The sequence below is a fragment of the Paenibacillus sp. GSMTC-2017 genome (assembly GCF_016019935.1).
Classification (GTDB): Bacteria; Bacillota; Bacilli; order Paenibacillales; family Paenibacillaceae; genus Pristimantibacillus.
The window spans coordinates 226,965-244,544 of the sequence record NZ_JAECMT010000005.1; the positions used below are offsets into that span (position 1 = coordinate 226,965).

Annotated in this window: 14 protein-coding genes; 9 read left to right on the forward strand and 5 right to left on the reverse strand. The window is 38.4% G+C overall.

Annotation, left to right across the window (positions count from 1 at the left end; translation table 11 throughout):
* Positions 1–11 precede the first annotated feature (11 nt).
* The 6 genes from I6N90_RS19965 to I6N90_RS19990 are packed head-to-tail and all read left to right on the forward strand — an operon-like array spanning position 12 to position 9,383.
* The gene (locus I6N90_RS19965) at positions 12–4,499 is read left to right on the forward strand and encodes a beta-ketoacyl synthase N-terminal-like domain-containing protein (protein WP_197937417.1); all 4,488 of its coding nucleotides are present in this window, start codon (positions 12–14) and stop codon (positions 4,497–4,499) included.
* On the forward strand, positions 4,496–5,719 hold the full coding sequence (locus I6N90_RS19970) for a beta-ketoacyl synthase N-terminal-like domain-containing protein (protein WP_197937418.1): 1,224 nt from the start codon (positions 4,496–4,498) through the stop codon (positions 5,717–5,719). Before I6N90_RS19965 ends, I6N90_RS19970 begins: the two co-directional genes overlap by 4 nt.
* Positions 5,719–6,444 (forward strand): thioesterase II family protein, encoded by a 726-nt coding sequence (locus tag I6N90_RS19975; RefSeq protein ID WP_197937419.1) that lies wholly within the window; start codon positions 5,719–5,721, stop codon positions 6,442–6,444. Before I6N90_RS19970 ends, I6N90_RS19975 begins: the two co-directional genes overlap by 1 nt.
* Positions 6,445–6,465: 21 nt before the next feature.
* Positions 6,466–8,067 carry a non-ribosomal peptide synthetase gene (locus I6N90_RS19980; RefSeq protein WP_197937420.1) on the forward strand — a complete coding sequence of 534 codons (1,602 nt, stop codon included), beginning with the start codon at positions 6,466–6,468 and terminating at the stop codon, positions 8,065–8,067.
* Complete coding sequence (locus I6N90_RS19985) at positions 8,048–8,701, forward strand: hypothetical protein (RefSeq protein ID WP_197937421.1); 654 nt, start codon at positions 8,048–8,050, stop codon at positions 8,699–8,701. The genes I6N90_RS19980 and I6N90_RS19985 overlap by 20 nt, the downstream gene beginning before the upstream one ends.
* Positions 8,702–8,708: 7 nt before the next feature.
* Positions 8,709–9,383, forward strand: coding sequence for a 4'-phosphopantetheinyl transferase family protein (locus I6N90_RS19990; RefSeq protein ID WP_197937422.1), 675 nt, complete (start codon positions 8,709–8,711; stop codon positions 9,381–9,383).
* A gap of 113 nt (positions 9,384–9,496) precedes the next feature.
* Here I6N90_RS19990 and I6N90_RS19995 read toward each other — a convergent pair whose 3' ends face one another.
* From I6N90_RS19995 to I6N90_RS20010, 4 genes are all read right to left on the reverse strand, one after another.
* Complete coding sequence (locus I6N90_RS19995; protein ID WP_197937423.1) at positions 9,497–10,426, reverse strand: hypothetical protein; 930 nt, start codon at positions 10,424–10,426, stop codon at positions 9,497–9,499.
* A gap of 138 nt (positions 10,427–10,564) precedes the next feature.
* Positions 10,565–11,890: a GHKL domain-containing protein gene (locus I6N90_RS20000; protein WP_197937424.1), complete on the reverse strand. Its 1,326-nt coding sequence runs from the start codon at positions 11,888–11,890 to the stop codon at positions 10,565–10,567.
* A 142-nt stretch (positions 11,891–12,032) separates the two neighbouring features.
* Positions 12,033–12,194: a cyclic lactone autoinducer peptide gene (locus tag I6N90_RS25485; RefSeq protein WP_197937425.1), complete on the reverse strand. Its 162-nt coding sequence runs from the start codon at positions 12,192–12,194 to the stop codon at positions 12,033–12,035.
* A complete protein-coding gene (locus I6N90_RS20010; protein ID WP_197937426.1) occupies positions 12,175–12,801 on the reverse strand; it encodes an accessory gene regulator B family protein in 627 nt (208 codons plus the stop codon). The genes I6N90_RS25485 and I6N90_RS20010 overlap by 20 nt, the downstream gene beginning before the upstream one ends.
* A gap of 338 nt (positions 12,802–13,139) precedes the next feature.
* Between I6N90_RS20010 and I6N90_RS20015 the strand changes: the two genes are divergently transcribed.
* Together I6N90_RS20015 and I6N90_RS20020 are read left to right on the forward strand one after the other, a co-directional pair.
* Complete coding sequence (locus tag I6N90_RS20015; RefSeq protein ID WP_197937427.1) at positions 13,140–14,435, forward strand: sensor histidine kinase; 1,296 nt, start codon at positions 13,140–13,142, stop codon at positions 14,433–14,435.
* 20 nt (positions 14,436–14,455) lie between these two features.
* Complete coding sequence (locus I6N90_RS20020; RefSeq protein ID WP_197937428.1) at positions 14,456–15,193, forward strand: LytR/AlgR family response regulator transcription factor; 738 nt, start codon at positions 14,456–14,458, stop codon at positions 15,191–15,193.
* Positions 15,194–15,263: 70 nt separating this feature from the next.
* On the opposite strand, the gene I6N90_RS20025 is transcribed toward I6N90_RS20020, so the two are convergent.
* Positions 15,264–16,853 (reverse strand): helix-turn-helix domain-containing protein, encoded by a 1,590-nt coding sequence (locus tag I6N90_RS20025; protein WP_197937429.1) that lies wholly within the window; start codon positions 16,851–16,853, stop codon positions 15,264–15,266.
* Positions 16,854–17,135: 282 nt separating this feature from the next.
* Between I6N90_RS20025 and I6N90_RS20030 the strand changes: the two genes are divergently transcribed.
* Entirely contained in the window at positions 17,136–17,528 is a 393-nt protein-coding gene (locus I6N90_RS20030; RefSeq protein ID WP_197937430.1) for a LuxR C-terminal-related transcriptional regulator, read from the forward strand.
* Positions 17,529–17,580: the final 52 nt, after the last annotated feature.

Consider the following 17,580-nt stretch of genomic DNA (forward strand, 5'->3'; position numbering starts at 1 on the left):
AGGCGAATACGATGCAAGCAAGTGAATATATTTTTGGTCAAATTAAGAAAGGGAATTTAAATCCTGAGGTAGGTAAATCTCTACTAGAAGAAATTTTGCCAGACGACGTTGCGATTGTCGGTATTTCATGTGAGTATACAGATGCTCGTGATACATTCGAATTTTATAAAGCGGTGAAGCTTGGCAAAAGAGGTTTTAAACCATTCCCGGAAAATCGCGTTAACTATATTCCAAAGGATCATCCTTATCTACTAGATGGAGCTGCACATTTGAAGACGACGCCAGAAGAGTTTCTTGCTCGGCTGTGCAATGAGAAAGGTGCATACTTGGAAGATATTGAAACGTTCGATTACGAGTTTTTCGGAATTAATGAAGATGAAGCTCGTTATATTGATCCAACACACCGCTTAGTACTGAAACATTCCTATTTAGGATTAGAAGACGCTGGTATCCGATTGGACAAGATCAAAGACAGCAAAACAGCCATTTACATCGGAAAAGACAAATCGATAACAGCAAGCTACCGCTCTGAGATCGAAGAGGATTCCAATCATGTTAATGCTGGAAACTGGGAAGGTATTCTAGCAAGCAGGTTGAACTATCTCTATAACATGAGCGGCGGATCGTTTGTTATTGATACAGCATGCTCCTCCTCACTTGTCGCAGCGCATCTAGCGGTGAAGACGCTTCGTGACAAGGAAATTGATACGGCAATTGTTGGCGGAATTGCGCTTGGCTTATTCCCTCGTCAAGGTAGTGTTGTAGACCAGTATAGCAATGTTGAGACACCTCGTTCATTTTTGAAAGTTTTCGAAGCAGAATCACAAGGGACTATTTTTGGTGAAGGCGTCGGCATCGTTATTTTGAAAAGATTAAAGGATGCAATTGCGGACAACGACAACATTCATGCCGTTATTAGAGGCAGCATGATCAACAGTGACGGCAGGTCAAATGGACTGACAGCACCTAATCCGCACGCACAAAAAGATTTGTTGCTTGAAGCTTATGAGCGTAGCAATATTTCACCTGAAACAGTTGAATACGTTGATGCACATGGTACAGGCACGAAGCTAGGTGATCCGATTGAAGCGAGAGGACTAACAGATGCATACAAAAAGTATGTCAGCAAAAAGAGTTTCTGTGCACTTAGCAGCTTAAAAGAAAATATTGGTCACACAGTTGGCGCCGCAGGTGTCGGTGGAATGATCAAGATGTCACTTGCGCTACGCAACAAGGAAATTTTCCCGAATAAAGGTTTCGAAGCTCCTAACGAATACATTCGTTTCGTCGATAGCCCGTTTTATATCCCGACACAGGTTACCCCATGGGTTAGAGGGAAGTATCCACGTCGTGGCGGTGTTAGCTCATTTGGATTCAGCGGAACGAATGCCCACGTCATCCTTGAGGAATTTGAACGTAAACAAGATGTTGTTCAAGATGATAAAGAATACCCGTTTATTTTCTCGGGACAATCTGTAGAGCAACTTGTCTCGCTGCTTAAGAAATTTATTGTAAATGAGGAATTTTTGAAGAGTTATAGATTGAGCGATATTGCTTATACCCTCGTTCATAGAAGAAATAGATACGCTGTAGGTATTGGTTTCCAGGCAAGCACGGCAGACGAATTTAATCGCAAACTTAAACAATCTATCGTTGCCCTTGAGAAAGATACGTTAAGTGATGCTGAAGGAATATTCTCCACAAATAGTGAGTCCATTTCATCGGATATGAAGAAACTTATGCAGCACCGACTACGTTCGGGCGGAGAAGTTTTCCCACTTACCGAATTGATTCAACTACAATTGGACGGTCTTGAAACAGCTTTAGACTCGTTTAGCTTTGATGGAGCTCAGACAGTTTCATTGCCTACGTATGAATTTAAGCGTGAAGTGCTTTGGGCAAATGTAAAAAAATATACTCGTCGCGGGACTAGCGGTCCAAGTTTGGCTGTTAAAGCGACACTTATTAAAAAACAGACGCTCAGATCAGATAAGTCTGATGTTTATCAAGTTACATTGTCCCCAAGCGACTGGTTTGTTGATGATCACCGCATTGGCGGTAAACGTACATTCTCAGGCACGACTTATACGCAGCTCGCTTCCGAATTAGCTCTGTTGTATTTCAAGACACCAGGCTTCACTTTGGAGAAGTTATACTTCAAAAATTTAATTCAATTAGAGGAAAAAGGGGACAAAACATTCCAAGTCCACGTCAATAAATCCGGCAAACAGCTTGAAGTAGAAGTATTCTCTTATGAAAATGATGATCTAGAGCAATATGTAACCCATGCCGTGTTCGTATTGAAGAAACAAGATGAGCTTCAGTTAAACCGTATAGATATCAAAGACGAAATCGAGTCTCATCCACAGCCGACTACACTCGGTAATGAGACAAGCAACTTCTTCAAAGGTCGTTGGGACTTCATTAACCATGAGTTTAAGATGGCAAGACGTCATAAACAAGAAATTTTGTTGTCACTAAACCTCAGCAACGAGTTTAGCACAGATTTGGATAGCTATAATTTGCATCCTTCTATATTAGACGGCATTCTCGGAGCAATGGTATACGAAAGAGCACAAGTGCGAAACAAAACATACCTGCCGTTATCGTATGGAAAATTCACATTCACTGGTAATAAGTTTACACAAAAGGTTTACTCTGTAACTGAGTTGCTATACGATCCAGACGCTGATCATGACATCATTACAGCAAATATTGCTGTACACAATGAACAAGGTGATGTCGTTGCTTATTTGGAAAAATACGTGATGAAGGCATTCGCGAACATGTTCTTGAAACCTCAGATGAATGAAATTCGTTATGAGCTTTCTGATAAAGTTGTAGCGATTAATTCACTTACAAAGGTTGCGGGAGCTAAAGTGCTCTACATCGGCAACGACAATGGAAAAGCTGTATCTAACGCAGCTATTGAGCTGGACTATGCTGATTACAGGGAGCTAACTCAAAAGACAGAACGTTATGATTATGTTATCTACACACCGTGGTTAGGCCAGCAAGAACAATTGGATGCTGCAAAGGTAGAAGAGGAAAGTGCTCATTACTTCCGCTTCGCAAAGTCTGCGAGTAAATATTTGAAACGTGGCGGAAAGCTAATTGTTGCAGCAGATCATGGCTTCTCGCTCGATAATAGTGGTGGAAATATTAATCCATTGCAGTATGCGCTACTAAGTTCTGGTCGTATTCCAGGACTTGAGAATACTGGATTTACAACGCTTACTGTTCAAATATCTGAATTTTCAATCGATTCATTACTCGCTATAGCTCTAATTGAAGAGCTTGCAGGCAAAAAAGTTGTCTTCGAAAGCGGAAATCTATACGAAGAAGCTCTTGTCGAAGTTCGTGAGCTTGAGCGTAAGCCAGTTGAACTAGCAGATGGTGACACAGTCATTGTTACAGGTGGATATGGTGGTGTTGGACTAGAATATATGGAGCAATTGTTCGAGCTTAACCCGAATATCCGCATTGCAGCTCTTGGACGTAATGACATATTCACTGCATTGACGGCTAAACAGGAGCGTACTCCTGCGGAAGAAGCTAAATTAAACCGAATTCTGCACATTCAAGCTAAGGGAGAAGTGACATTCCACCGTTGTGATATTGCAGTCGAACAGGATGTAAAACGAGTGTTTGATGAACTAACTGGGACGGGAACAATCGCTGGTATTGTACATCTTGCTGGCGTACCTGAGGAAGGCATGTTGTTTACAAAAACAGAAGAAGAGTTTTTACGAATTGCTGCTCCCAAAGTAATCGGTACAACGTTACTAAGGAACGCTTCTGCAAATCTGCCACTTCAATTTTTCGTTACAAGTTCTTCGATGACAACGATCGTTGGTTCGGCTGGACAATTCTCTTACACATTTGCGAATGCATTCTTAGAAGGTGCATCGCTTGCAGATGAGCGGATCACGTCAATCCAATGGCCGGGCTGGAATGATACAGGAATGGCATTAAACTTTGGAGATATTGCCACAGCTGATGAGCATTTATTAATGAAGTCGATTCCTGCTATTGTCGGACGAGAATATATCAGATTAACGCTTGATGCTAATACGCCAAGAGTTATTGTAGGGGAATTTAATAACGAGAAAATGGAAGAGTATCTAGGCAGCTATATCCGTTTGCCGAACCTAGAAGGACGTAAAGTTGTTCGTTCTGAAGGAGATGAAAGTGCGAATGGTGCGAGCCCATACAAAATTAAAAGTTTTGAATCACTGACGGTTACTGGTGCAGAAATGCTGAATGAAACACAAAAATTTATTACTGTTGTATTCGCTTCTGTACTTGATCTTGACCAAATCGATGTGAAAAAGACCTTTACTGAGCTAGGGGGAGATTCTCTCAAAGCATTTGGTATCTATGCGCCAATCGCAGAGCAATTCAAGATTGATATGGAAGTAGCAGACGTATTTATTTATCCAACGATTCTTCAACTAAGTGAATACGTGGAGGAATTGCTAGAGGATGCTGCAGCATGAGCAAGAGTGAAAGCAGTGTAGTTATCGTAGATTGCCGTTATGATCTTCCTGCATCGAATGCCGATGCAGCGAAGAAACTCTTTTATAATAAACGGGCTATTTGGGAAAACAGGCTACTAGAGCTGAGTAGACACTTTAATACGAATATGGAGGGAATAGAATCCTTTGACGGATTGTTCTATCCCTCTGTAACAGAGAAGTTTGAGTTGGAATCGGTTGAGGCAAATAAAGCCCGATTCCTCCTCTCAAGTGAACGAATGACGTTATCTTTGTTTCAATCACTGGTAGATGCACACCTCATTGGGACAAAAAGCAATTTGCTCGTTTCAGTTGGTTCACCCCAGACCGATCAGCTTTCTAAATCGATGTATTTGGGGTTAGAACCGGAAAACTTTATGACGGCGATGGAGTTTCTCGATCCCCTCGCCTATCTAAAGCAACTGAAGACGGGGAAATCACCAGCAATAGAAATGATAAGTGAGGCATCGACTTCAGGAATCGGATCGCTTTTTAGCAGCTATAACCGGATTAAGCAAGGTCAGTTCGATACTGCAGTATGTGGAGGTTCATGTGCAGCTACTAGCCCTTTTCCATATGAACTCTCCCCATTCGGAGTAGGTAACGATCGATTCACAGAGCCATTCGAGCAAGGTGCTTCTGGTCATTATTATTCGGAAGGCGGAGCAGCCTTTCTGCTCAAAGATAAGGAACAAGCGTTATTAGACGGAGACACCATTTTAGCTGAAATTCGGCATATCGGAGTAGGAACGATGAGGAGCGCTGTTGTTAATCGTAATGCAGTCAAAAAGCTGATTGTAGCTTCATTAAACGAAGCAGGAGTACACACAGACGAACATATTTTCCTCGATCTATATGGACGAGGGAATGAAATCGACGATACAGCAGAGTTTTCATGCCTGCGTAATGTGCATAAAGCGTATCCCAATCTTAAAGGCGGCTTCTTAAAAGAAGATGTTCAATACGTTGTTGGATATTACGGACTAATGGGTCTATGCCGCTTGCTGGAAGCTAAACGTGATGGAACCGTCATTCAAGGCAGGTATGTTGAAAGACCAAACCATTATATTGGCTCAATTGATGAAGAAGTTTGGGCTGCAAACAGCAACGATTACCATTTGTTTTCATTTCCGATCTATTCAATGCACGGAAATATGTATCACTTGTTAATTGATACAGATATAAAAGGGAGGAATGTTTGATGAAAGTACTATGTTTCCCTTATGCAGGTTCACATATCAATGTATTTGCAGAACTGCAGAAACATTTAAAGAAAATTGATGAGGAAATTGAAGTGATTTCGGTAGAGTATGCGGGCCACGGACGAAGATTTTCCGAAAAGCCCTATGATTTGCTCCATGACAACGTCTCTGACTTGTATCAGCAACTTTCTGGTCAGCTAAATACGACTGAAGAAATCATCTTTATCGGCTACAGTATGGGATCCATTATCGCTTACGAATTAGCGAAATTGTTTGAAAGCGAAGGATACAACATTACGAAATTGATGTTTATGGCAGCTACACCGCCTCATCGTATTGAAGTAGTCCATGAAAACATTGAAAGTGATGAAGATCTACTCCGGTATTGCAAAGTTTATGGATTAATTAGCGAAGATCAATTTCAATCACCACAAATGCGTAGGCTATTTCTACCAGCGCTGCGCAGTGACATTAAGTCTATTCAAACGTACAATCTCTTCAATCATTTTCACTGTCATTCTTTTGACCCCTCCATTCAAGTTGCAATCTTCCAGGGGAGCGAAGATCGTTCTGTATCCGAAATTGATCATTGGGATGAATTATCAAGCGGTGAAATTAGCAAATACAATTATGCAGCTGCGCATTTTTTCCTCTTTGAATGCCAGCAGGAAGTCATTACTGATATAACGACATTTATTTTGAATAAAAAGCAATCCCTGATTTAAAAATAGGAGGCTAAGGATGATATGACTAATATTTTAGATTTTTTAAAAACGCAGTTTTCGAGCAAAAAAGATAAAGTCGCCATTTCGGAGACAAATCGATCTATCACATTTGGAGGACTAAATGCACTTTCAAATCAATATTACAATCATTTACGTGAAGCAGGCGTTTCTCCTGGTGAAGTTGTAGCTATCGAACTGGAACGTAGCATTGAAGCTATTGCTTCAATGATTGCCATTTTAAAAGCGGGTGCGGCATACACGGTTATTAATAAAGACTATCCAGAAAGCCGTAAGCAATATATGCGAGAAACGCTTAGCATTCAAGTAACGATCGATCAAATCCTTGAGCCTGATGCTTCTCTCGAAGAGGTATGGCAGGTGGAAGAACGAACGCCGGAGCATTTATGTTACGTTATTTTTACATCAGGAACAACATCATTACCTAAGGCAGTTGGTATTCCAGACCGCGGAATCATTCGGTTACTTGGTGAAGAACGTCTTGGTTTCTCAGCAGATAAAACGATTTCGCATATTAGCCCATTAGAATTTGATGCCTCAATCATTGAGATTTGGGGAGGATTAATGAATGGGATGACGGTAGCGCTCTTATCCAAAACAGAAACTTTAAACATTTATCTAGTCGAAAAACGTATTAAGCAAGAAATTGACATGATGTGGATTACAAGCTCGTTGTTTAACTTCTGGGTTGATAAAAAGCCGGAAATGTTTCAAAAGCTTAGCCACATCATTATTGGAGGGGAACAGCTTAGCTTACATCATGTGCGCCAAGTGCTGCCATATACGAAAGTTATTAATGGCTACGGTCCGACCGAAAATTCAGTGTTTACAACAATAGATGTAATGGAAGGTGAAGTAGACGAAATCGCAATAGGGAAAGCATTTTATGGTACAGAGTTATTTATTGTAGATGATAAGGGAGAGCTTAGTACAGAAGGAGAGCTTTATGCAACTGGTATGGGGGTAGGACTTGGTTACATCGGTAACGAGGAGAAAACACGGGAGTCCTTTATTAACTGGAACGGTAAAAAAGTGTACAAGACAGGAGATTTGGTAAGGATCAGAGATGACGGTAGAATTGTTTATCTTGGTAGAAAGGACACTCAAGTGAAAATAAACGGCTATCGCATTGACTTGCAAGAGGTCGAATATGCCGCTAAATCATTAGGTGTAAAAAATGCTCATGCTTTCGTACAGGATAAAAAAATCTATTTAGCTGTTACGTCTCGATTAGATAATCTGAGCAATAAGCTCAAGAAAGTTCTTCCGATGTATATGCTCCCATTCAAAACGGTGTATGTAAGTGAGCTACCGCTCACAAACAATGGAAAAACGGATACAAAAACGTTGTACGATCATTATTTCTTACCTAAAACAAAAAGGATCGCAAAAATTATACAGAAGTATGTAAACGCTGAAGAAGTAACCGATGGAACGAATCTATTCGAATTTGCTATCGACTCTATTATTATTTGGGAAATTGCTCGTGAGATTAATCACGCATTCGGAAGCGACCTTAGTTTCTTTGACATTATCGAAAACCCAACCATTTCTGAAATTTCCAGCATGATAGGAGATGAAAGGCATGCAGCGTACAATCTATGATTTTTTGTATCGGAAATACGAGCTGCAAATGGACAGCTCCCAGCGTACAATGTTTGAAGGAAGTTTGAAAGTATATTGGGGTATAAAAATGCTCATGGTAACGGCCTACATTGTTTATTTTTTAGTTGCTATAGGTGAAGATCAATTCCTCCCTAATGAAACGTATTGGATCGTCATTGGAATGGTAGCTTCAATGGTAGTAGTAACACTAGCTTACATGAATGTAGTCACTGCCTGGTTTTCTATTATGCTAGGGCGCCATCGAAAATGGATTGATAATTTGCTCATTATAGCAGGAATATTGCTCTGCTTGAAAATTCCAACCTATACGTTAGGCCAAGATGGATTTGAGTTTGGTTCAATACAGGAATCGTTGCTGTACCCAGGAATATTCCTGTTCGTAGCAGGCCTTTATCGGAAGCTGCATTATCGATCTGCAAAAGTTGTTCAGCTTTGTGCTGCTGTCAGCGTACTCCTGTCCGCTGCAATATTATCTACATTTTCACTAGATACTATTGGAGGCAGCTTATATCTAGGTTTTATCTTGCTAATAAACGTCGGCTTTACAGCCGATCTGTTGTTCTACTATTATTGGCAGACAAAATCGAAAAAAATGTTATCGTATACGGGGTGATTCACCTATGATTATCCCGAATCTTATCCGGATCGGTGGACAGGAGTCGATCGACGTCGGCACAGTTTTGAGCCCTTTCGAAATGAACATGTATCAAAAAATATCAAATGAAGGAAGGAAAAGAGAGTTTCTTTATGGTCGATATGCCATTAAGAAAAATTTATCAGACAACTTCCCTTCTCTTGATGAAGCATATAATCGAATAACGGTTGAGTACGGTGTGCTCAGGTTTCCTATTATTAAAGATCATATTATTGAAGTAGGGCTTAGTCATTCCAAAACATATGCTTTATCTATTCTTTATTCGAAAGACAACTTAGTAGGTATAGATATGGAAACGATGCGTCCAGACATTCCGATTGAGGATATGTTAAACGAGTCAGAGAAAGTTCTGATCGGGGAATCATCATCCAAAATAGAAATGGCTTACATGTTCTTTAGCTGTAAGGAAGCATTAGGTAAAGCACTTAAGATGGGCTTGCTAGCTGACTATACCATTTACGAGATCCAGACGATTCAATCAGAAAAATATGGCGAGAAGGAGGTTTATAACTTTCAGTTTAAGCGATTCCCCTTTTTGACAGGGTATTGCTTCATGAAAGAGGAGACGGAAATATGCAGTATCGTCGTTCCAAAAAAAGCTGAAGTGAAAGACATTATTGAAAAGTTGATTGCCAGCTGATAACGGAATGTCATTCATTAGAAAGTAAAATAAAAACCACCTTACTAGCAATGGTGTACAACCAATGTTAGTAAGGTGGGTTTATTTATTATTATTGCGGTTAGGCAATAAGGTCACCCGATCTTTTCAGCTGCTTTTGAGATGGAGTTGGTTTTGAGCTGCTGAACTCTAACATGATGAAGGTCATCTAGCCTGAAGTTGCTGCTTGACTGTATCCCTTGGCTAATCGGCAATATTTTTTGTTCGAAATAGACTTGGAGACGATCAACATCCTTGGAACGAATGTATTCGGACATCGTCAGCAAAATATTGACATAGTCATGGCGGAATTTCTGCATATCTACATACAGGCTTTCTAAATCTTGCGTGTATACCTTCAGTCGATTATATTGTATTTGCTGGTTTTGTAAGTTTGTTTCTTTCACTACAATTCTCATCAAAACGGCACATACGGCGATAATCATAATAAAGTAGAAGAAAAAAAGAACACTGTTTGCTCTAACAATTTCATCAGAAAAATCCTGTTGCTTGCCAAGCCATATATTAATGTAAAAAATAGCGAGTGTGAGAACACTCATTATCGTAAGGAGCAGCCCGAAACGTTTAAAAAACAGTTCATTTTCACCCATTTTATAAAACAAGTAGCGACCAGCGTAGCAGAAAGTGATTCCAAGAATTGAAATTCCAGTAACAAGTAATAAAAGGTAGTGAGGTTGTTGTAAATCAGCACTGGAAAGTTTGAGGAAGTGCATGGTTAATAGACTAATCGTATAATCACTTATGACCATAAGGAGTACTGGGATAATTGAAATTGTTATACTCATTAATACTTTTTTTGTCTTCACATACATACATCCCATAAAAAAGACGACTATAATCAAGGTACTCATTGCGCCCATTACTGGAAACAAGTTATAACCTATCGATTGCGCACCTATGAGCATTACGGCTATTGTTTTCCATCCTAATCGTTCTTTTAGTAGAATGGGGATAGCCAGACAATGCGCAGCCATTTGTATTAATGAAATAAAGAAAAATGACATGTACGTCCACCTTTAAGGATGAATTTATATATCTTCCAAGTAATTTCTTCTTATTGTCAATGAAAAACACCTTCAAATTTGTCTCCATATCTTCCGACATGGGAACATTATATTGAAGGTGTTTTCTGTGTAATAAGATCACCCGATCTTTTTAGCTGTTTTTGAGAAGGAGTTAATTTTGAGCTGCTGAGTGAAATGAAATTCATTTAGTTGTGTATCCAGTTCAGCGGTATCACAAGTAGAAACGATCTCTGTCAAAGTTTTAAGAGCAGGGCTGATGTCAGTACCTTTTGATGTGAAGCCTCTTGTTAACAACTCTAAGACAAATGGCGTTTTGGATTGGCAGCTATTTGTTATCGTAATATCAACTGAATTTTCTGATTTGGTGATGCTTAAGTTGACACTTGGCTGAGCACATAAGACAGCTTCTTCAATGGCACTATCGAGCATAATGTCGAGACAGCGAATTAAGACAATGGAGTTCATATTCACTTCAACAATTGGCTCAGAAACCTCGGTAACAACATCAATGTTTAGTGCTTGTGCTCTAATGAGTTTGGAGGATAGATGCCGTTTTAATTCCTGAACTTTAACATTATGAAGCGCATCTAGTTTGAAGTTGCTTGACTGCATGCTTTGGCTGATCGGTAATATTTTTTGTTCGAAGTAGACTTGAAGACGATCAACATCTTTGGAGCGAATATATTCGGACATCGTTAGTAAAATGTTGACATAGTCATGACGGAATTTCTGCATGTCTACATACAGGCTTTCTAAATCTTGTGTATAGACTGTCAGCCGATTATATTGGGTTTGCTGGTTTTGTAAGTTTGTTTCTTTTAATACAATTCTCATTAATACGGCACATACAGCGATAATGATAAAAAAGTAGAAGAAAAAGAGGATACTATTCGCTCTAACAATTTCATCAGAAAATCCTTGTTTCTTGCCTAGCCATATATTAATGTAAAAAATGGCTAATGTGAGAACAGTCATTATCGTAATGAGCAGCCCGTAACGTTTAAAAAATAATTCATTTCCTCCTACTTTATAAAATAAGTAGCGACCAACATAGCAGAAAGTGATTCCAAGAATCGAAATTCCGGTAAGAAGTATTAGAAGGTAGAGAGGTTTTTGTTGAAGATCAGCATTGGACAGTTTGAGGAAGTGTATAGTTAAAAGACTAATCGTATAATCGCTTATGACCATGAAGAGTACCGGAATAATTGGAATAGTGATACTCATTAATACTTTCTTCGTCTTAGCGTACATACATCCCGTTAAAAAAACGAGGACGACTAAAGTACTCATTGCTCCCATAATCGGGAATAAGTTATAGCAAATTGACTGTGCACCTATGAGCATTACGGTTATCGTTTTCCATCCTAATCGTTCTTTTAGAAGAATGGGGATAGACAAACAATACATAGCCATTTGTATTAATACAATAAAGAAAAATAACATGAAAGTCCACCTTTAGGTATAAATTTACATATGATCAATTCAATAGTATCTAACACGTTAATTATTGTCAACGACATGAAAAATCACTTTACTTAGTTTTTAACATAAGTAAAGTGATTTTTATTTGGGTTTGATTGTATAGTTAAGATTTCTTCAACAGATCTAAAGGTATGCTCGGTTCGTAAAATGTACCAAGACAACATTTTTCTAAAGCAACTTCACCACTTTTAATTACAAATTTACTCATCGATTTCGTAAATTGATCTTTCATTCCTTTAACAAACTTATCTCTCATATTGTTCATAATTCTGAACACTCCTATTCAATAGTTTATAAGTTATTGGAAGAATCATTATGACCTGTAACGCTAATCCGATCATAAGCAAGCTTTTAATAAGTATGTTTGGACATAAGAGGGCAATTAGTGTAATAAGAATACTAGTAATGACTGATGAACGGCGTAACTTACGTCTACGTTCTTCCCCTAGTAATGGAAATTTGTCAGTGTCAGCCGGTGCGTACCGGTATAACAATAGAGTAAGCAAACTTCCTAGTATGGTTACAACCAAATTGTTCATCAGGAGGTAAGAGCCGAGCATCGGTGTTCCTACAAAGAGTACAATACTGACAGCACTACATCGGAGACGGGTACTAGCATGTAATCCGAAAGAAACTCGTCGAATGGCATAGTAAGCACTGTGAAGGACGAGCGTCTGAAGTACCAAATTACAAGCTAATGCAACTCCATAGATGAGGACACTAGTTGTTAGATTTGTAAGTATTATCTCGATACCTAACTTCATCTTTAAATAGTCAATGTGGCTTCCATTACGTTCTTTGTTTAGCCATAAGGCCACTTGGTCTGCAATCGATTCTATTACATTCATCTGTACAGTAGCTTGTTTTTGCATCTCGTTTGTTCACCCCTCTGCAACTAATAATAAGGGAGAACGTACGATTGTGATTATATTAGCCCTATCAGCTTCATTTTCTATCATAGTTGAGTAGGAATGGATAGGATAGGTTTCATAACTGTAATAAAAAACCATGTAACCGTATATTTACCTTCCTAGTCCTATTAAATTAAGCTAGAAGACTCAAACGCAATAACTTGCAAACTAACATCTATCAATACAAAATTAGGACTATGAAGGTATCAATGGTCTTTGTTCCTAATATTGACTATTCATGTAGCGATAGGTATCCTATATTTAAGTGGTAATGTTTGCACGTAAGGAGAAGTGGGAAATTGATCTATTATATAGAATCACTTCAGTTGATAAGTATTGCGATTTTCATCCTGGTGTTATCCAAAACGAAATGGAATACTAGTATACTTCTTGCAATGATAGCAGGCGGAGTAGTACTAGGGATATCTTCTCTTTATGCAATGGGATTTTTAGGAATAATAGTAGTTATTATTTATTATATGATTTGTTTATTTTTGAAATATAGAGAGATTGGGACTAGCATACTACTTCCTATTGTGTCTCTACTATTACTAGAAATAGGTCATTTCATCTACCATTTTATTAGTACTAAAATGTTTTCTATTACATCAGAGATGACACAAAATGAAGCATTTTACGCTTACGTCGGTCTCATTGGTAGTTTTGTTATCAGTTTTATCCTGTGTGCAATAATCCGTCTTTTCTTATATAAGATCAAGAGTGAGCAAAAGATGGTTAAACGTTATAGCATTCTCTTTATTACACTTTGCAGCGCAACATTTTTGATTCTCTATGCCAATAGCTGGATCGGTGCCCAGCAAGGATATACCGACGATAATATCCGAGTGAACAGCGTTATGTTTCTTTTTTATTTTGCAATGTTGGTCATCGTATTTATCATTATCATTCGCAGTGTAAAGCGGGATATGGTCATGCAAAATGGACAGCAGCAATACGAGCGAATGATGGAATATACAGTGAATTTAGAGCAGCTTTACGGCGATATGCAAAAGTTCCGCCAAGACTATATGGATACATTACTAACGATGTCTGAATATATTCAAGGAAAAGACATTGGGAGACTACAGTCCTATTTTGAACAAAAAATCATTCCGATAAGCTACGATATGCAGTCAAATGACTTCAAACTAACTGCGTTACATAATGTGAAGCTGCAAGAGCTTAAAGGGATTTTATCCTCCAAACTAATTAAAGCACAGGAATTAAAAATCGATACAGTACTTGAGGCTTCGGAGCCAATTGAAACGGTTCATATGGAATCCGTTCAGCTATGCCGCTGTTTAGGTATATTGCTCGATAATGCTATTGAAGAAGCTGTATTGTGTGAAGCACCCACATTAAAGGTAGCTTTAATTAAGTATGAGCACTCAGAACTAATCATAGTAGCAAATAGTTGCCGAGAGGGAGAAGTACCACTCTACAAATTGTTTGAAAAAGGATTTTCAACAAAAGGAAGCAACCGCGGTCTTGGACTTAGTAACTTAAAGGAAATCATCAGTCAATTTCAAGGTGTTACGCTCGATACTCAGAGCAATAAGGGTGAATTCGTTCAACTACTCTATTTAGGCAAATAATAGTAGCAGGAGGGTACCGTATGTTAGAGGTGTTTATTTGTGAAGATGATGAAGAGCAACGTAATCGGATGATAAAATATGTGTCTGACTATATTATGATGGAAAACCTCGATATGAAGATCGTTCTAGCAACGGAAAATTCAGAAGAAATTATTGACTATTTAAAAAATAATAAAGTCATAGGATTATATTTTCTAGACGTCGATTTGAAAGAAGAAAAAAGCGGGATTGCACTCGGAGCAGAAATTCGTCAATATGATAGTCAGGGAGCAATCGTATTTGTTACTTCACATCCTGAGCTAACCTATTTAACGTTTACTTATAAAGTAGAAGCAATGGACTATATTACGAAGGACAAGTTTACGGACATACGCAAACGTGTTACTGAGTGTATTGATACAGCCAACCAACGTTATGTGCTCAATAAAACTAACAACCGAAAGCTGTTTCAAATGAAAGCCGGAGATAAAATGATTAGTGTAGAATACGGTGACATCATGTTTTTTGAAACGTCATCCCAACTGCACAAAATTATCCTTCATGCCAAAAATCGTCAGGCTGAGTTTTATGGTAAGTTAAAAGAAATTTTGGAGATGGATAGTCGATTTTACCGATGTCACAATTCGTATATTGTAAACAAAGATAATATCGTTGAAGTAGACGTTGGCAAACGTGAAATTAAGATGGTTAATGGTCAAATTTGTTACGCATCTAGTAGATTTCTAAAGGGCTTAAAGGATATTGTGCAAAATAAATAGACTAACAAAAAAAGAGACTTTTCATGAGAGCTACAGTTCCATGAGAAATCTCTTTTTTGTGTTCATGTATCTATAACTCTGTGCTTAACGCGAAATAAGCTAAAATATCATTAATAATGTTTTCTCTGCCTTGTGGCGTCCAGCTCATTATAAACCAATTGTCAATAAACCTGATTTGCCCAATATGATCGGTTTGAATAGATTGCCAGAAGGGCAAAGCTTGTACTTTACGGAGTGTTTCTTGAACGTCTGCATGATCGGAATATAACCGAATCCATAGTTGCTCAGTTTCTAAAGGTGGGATGTCTGGGGTGAATAGTTCCAATCTCATCTTTTTGCTAGGAATATGTTTCCCAGGAAGTAATTTGAGCTCGGAGTAGAGCAGGTCATTCAGTGGGTGATTGATTGTTCCTTGCAGAATAACATGGTCGCTCATTAATTGCATAACGGCTACACGTTTTTCTGCTGCTATAACCTTTAATAGCTCTGCGGCTTCAGCGATTCGTTCATTTAATTGACTGATGACCCTATTCGCATCCTCTTCACGGCCAACCAATTCAGCAATTCGCATATATGGAATTTGCCAATTCAGATCATAATCGATCATTACAGTTGGTGCAATCCGTTTGAATGTATCATAGAAAGGAGCATGAGAATAGTCTCCAATGATCAGATCTGGGCCAGCTATTTTTAACTCTTCTAGTTGACTGGCTAACCGGCGTTCATAGTCTGCTTCATCTATTCCGGGATGTTTATAGCAATCAATAGTAACTACTGGCTCGATGCCTACTGAAATGAGACTAAGATGATAATCGAAACGAGAAGCAACGGCGACTCGGAGGTGTTCCCTTTTGAGATACAGTGTTGGAGGAAGTCCGGTCTTCTGTTTAAATAAGCGACTAAAGTAATATTCACTCGCGTATCCGAGAGAAACAGCTACATGTTTGCTGGGTATTCCTTCAGATAGTAATAACTTAGCTTGGTTAATCCGAATATCGCTTAAATAATCCATAGGGGACATACCCTTTGATTTTTTGAAGCTTCTACAATAGGAGCTGGGTGTTAGCTGTGCGATACGAGCTAATGTGTCACGGTCTATTTTTTGAGTATAGTTGTTGTGCATATAGGTAATGCTTTCTTGGATACCACTCCAAGCTGCACTATTTCTTTCAGTTATGAGGCTGTTCTCTTTAATGAGTAATAATAATTTATGGAGGGAAATATCTAACTCATTCGTTTCATGGTCGGTGTTTTGACTTAATGAATAGAGCTTACGAATAGCTATAAATAGGGTCGTACTTCTTCTTAAGGGAATATAACCTATTGTTAAAAAAGATAGAGGGTTTAACGAAGGTGAACAAATCCAATGTCCATCACGTTTGGTTAACGTGAGTGCTTCGTATGTAATGGTATACCATTCCACTATGCGTGAATGAAAGGTTCCTTCATAAGAGCCTCCTTTTGGCACAACATATAAATGAAGGGGTTCTACTTGATAGGTGGAATGATTAATGACAAGAGTACCTCTGCCTTGTGAGAAGTATAGGAGTGTAGGTTCATCGACGCTAGAGGGTGGCAACTTAGTATCACTAACTTGTAAATGATTATGAATGCTAGTAAGCGTATGTATGGTTCGTTCCTTTATGACTGACAAAACCATGAGCTTTACCCTCCTTAATAATGTAACCAATCGAGTGAGAATACGAATCTTTCGAAAAAAGTTAGTCACTCTAATTGCTGAGCTGCAACAATAAGGCAAAGTTTAGGAGATTCTAAGATATGGACGGTTAAATAAGGATGATTTATCCTAAATATTATAGTGATAATGATCCTTATTATCAACTATAAAGTAGATAATCGTTTAGGAGGAATGTGAATCTAACTCATTCATCGCAGTGCTTTCTAATATCCTTTAAACCAACTTATAGGAGGTAATTAGTAGATGGGTAATACGTTTACGATTAAGATTCATTCCCAGCGGGTGGACAAGCATGATGAGAAGAAACTATTAGAATTGTATCATTTATTAACAAGCCACGTATCCGATTTTTATCCCCTCGAGCAAGTTCAAATCACATTTCTGAGTAGTATAGAACAGTCTACGATTCCAATAGATATTCATCCACGATTAAGTGAACGACAAAGGCAGGTAGCCAAACTTCTCATAGAGCATTATTCGATTAAACGAATAGCAGAACTGATGTTTATTTCGGAAAATACAGTAAAAAAACATATCCAAAATATTAAAAAAGAATTGAATTTAGATAAAACGGGCGGCGACTTTGTCTATGAGCTGAATCGAGAGCTAGGGAAGTATAGTAAATCATTCAATTAGATAACCATTAGTATCTTTTCGGATAATATACCATGTGGAAATAGGGTGATAA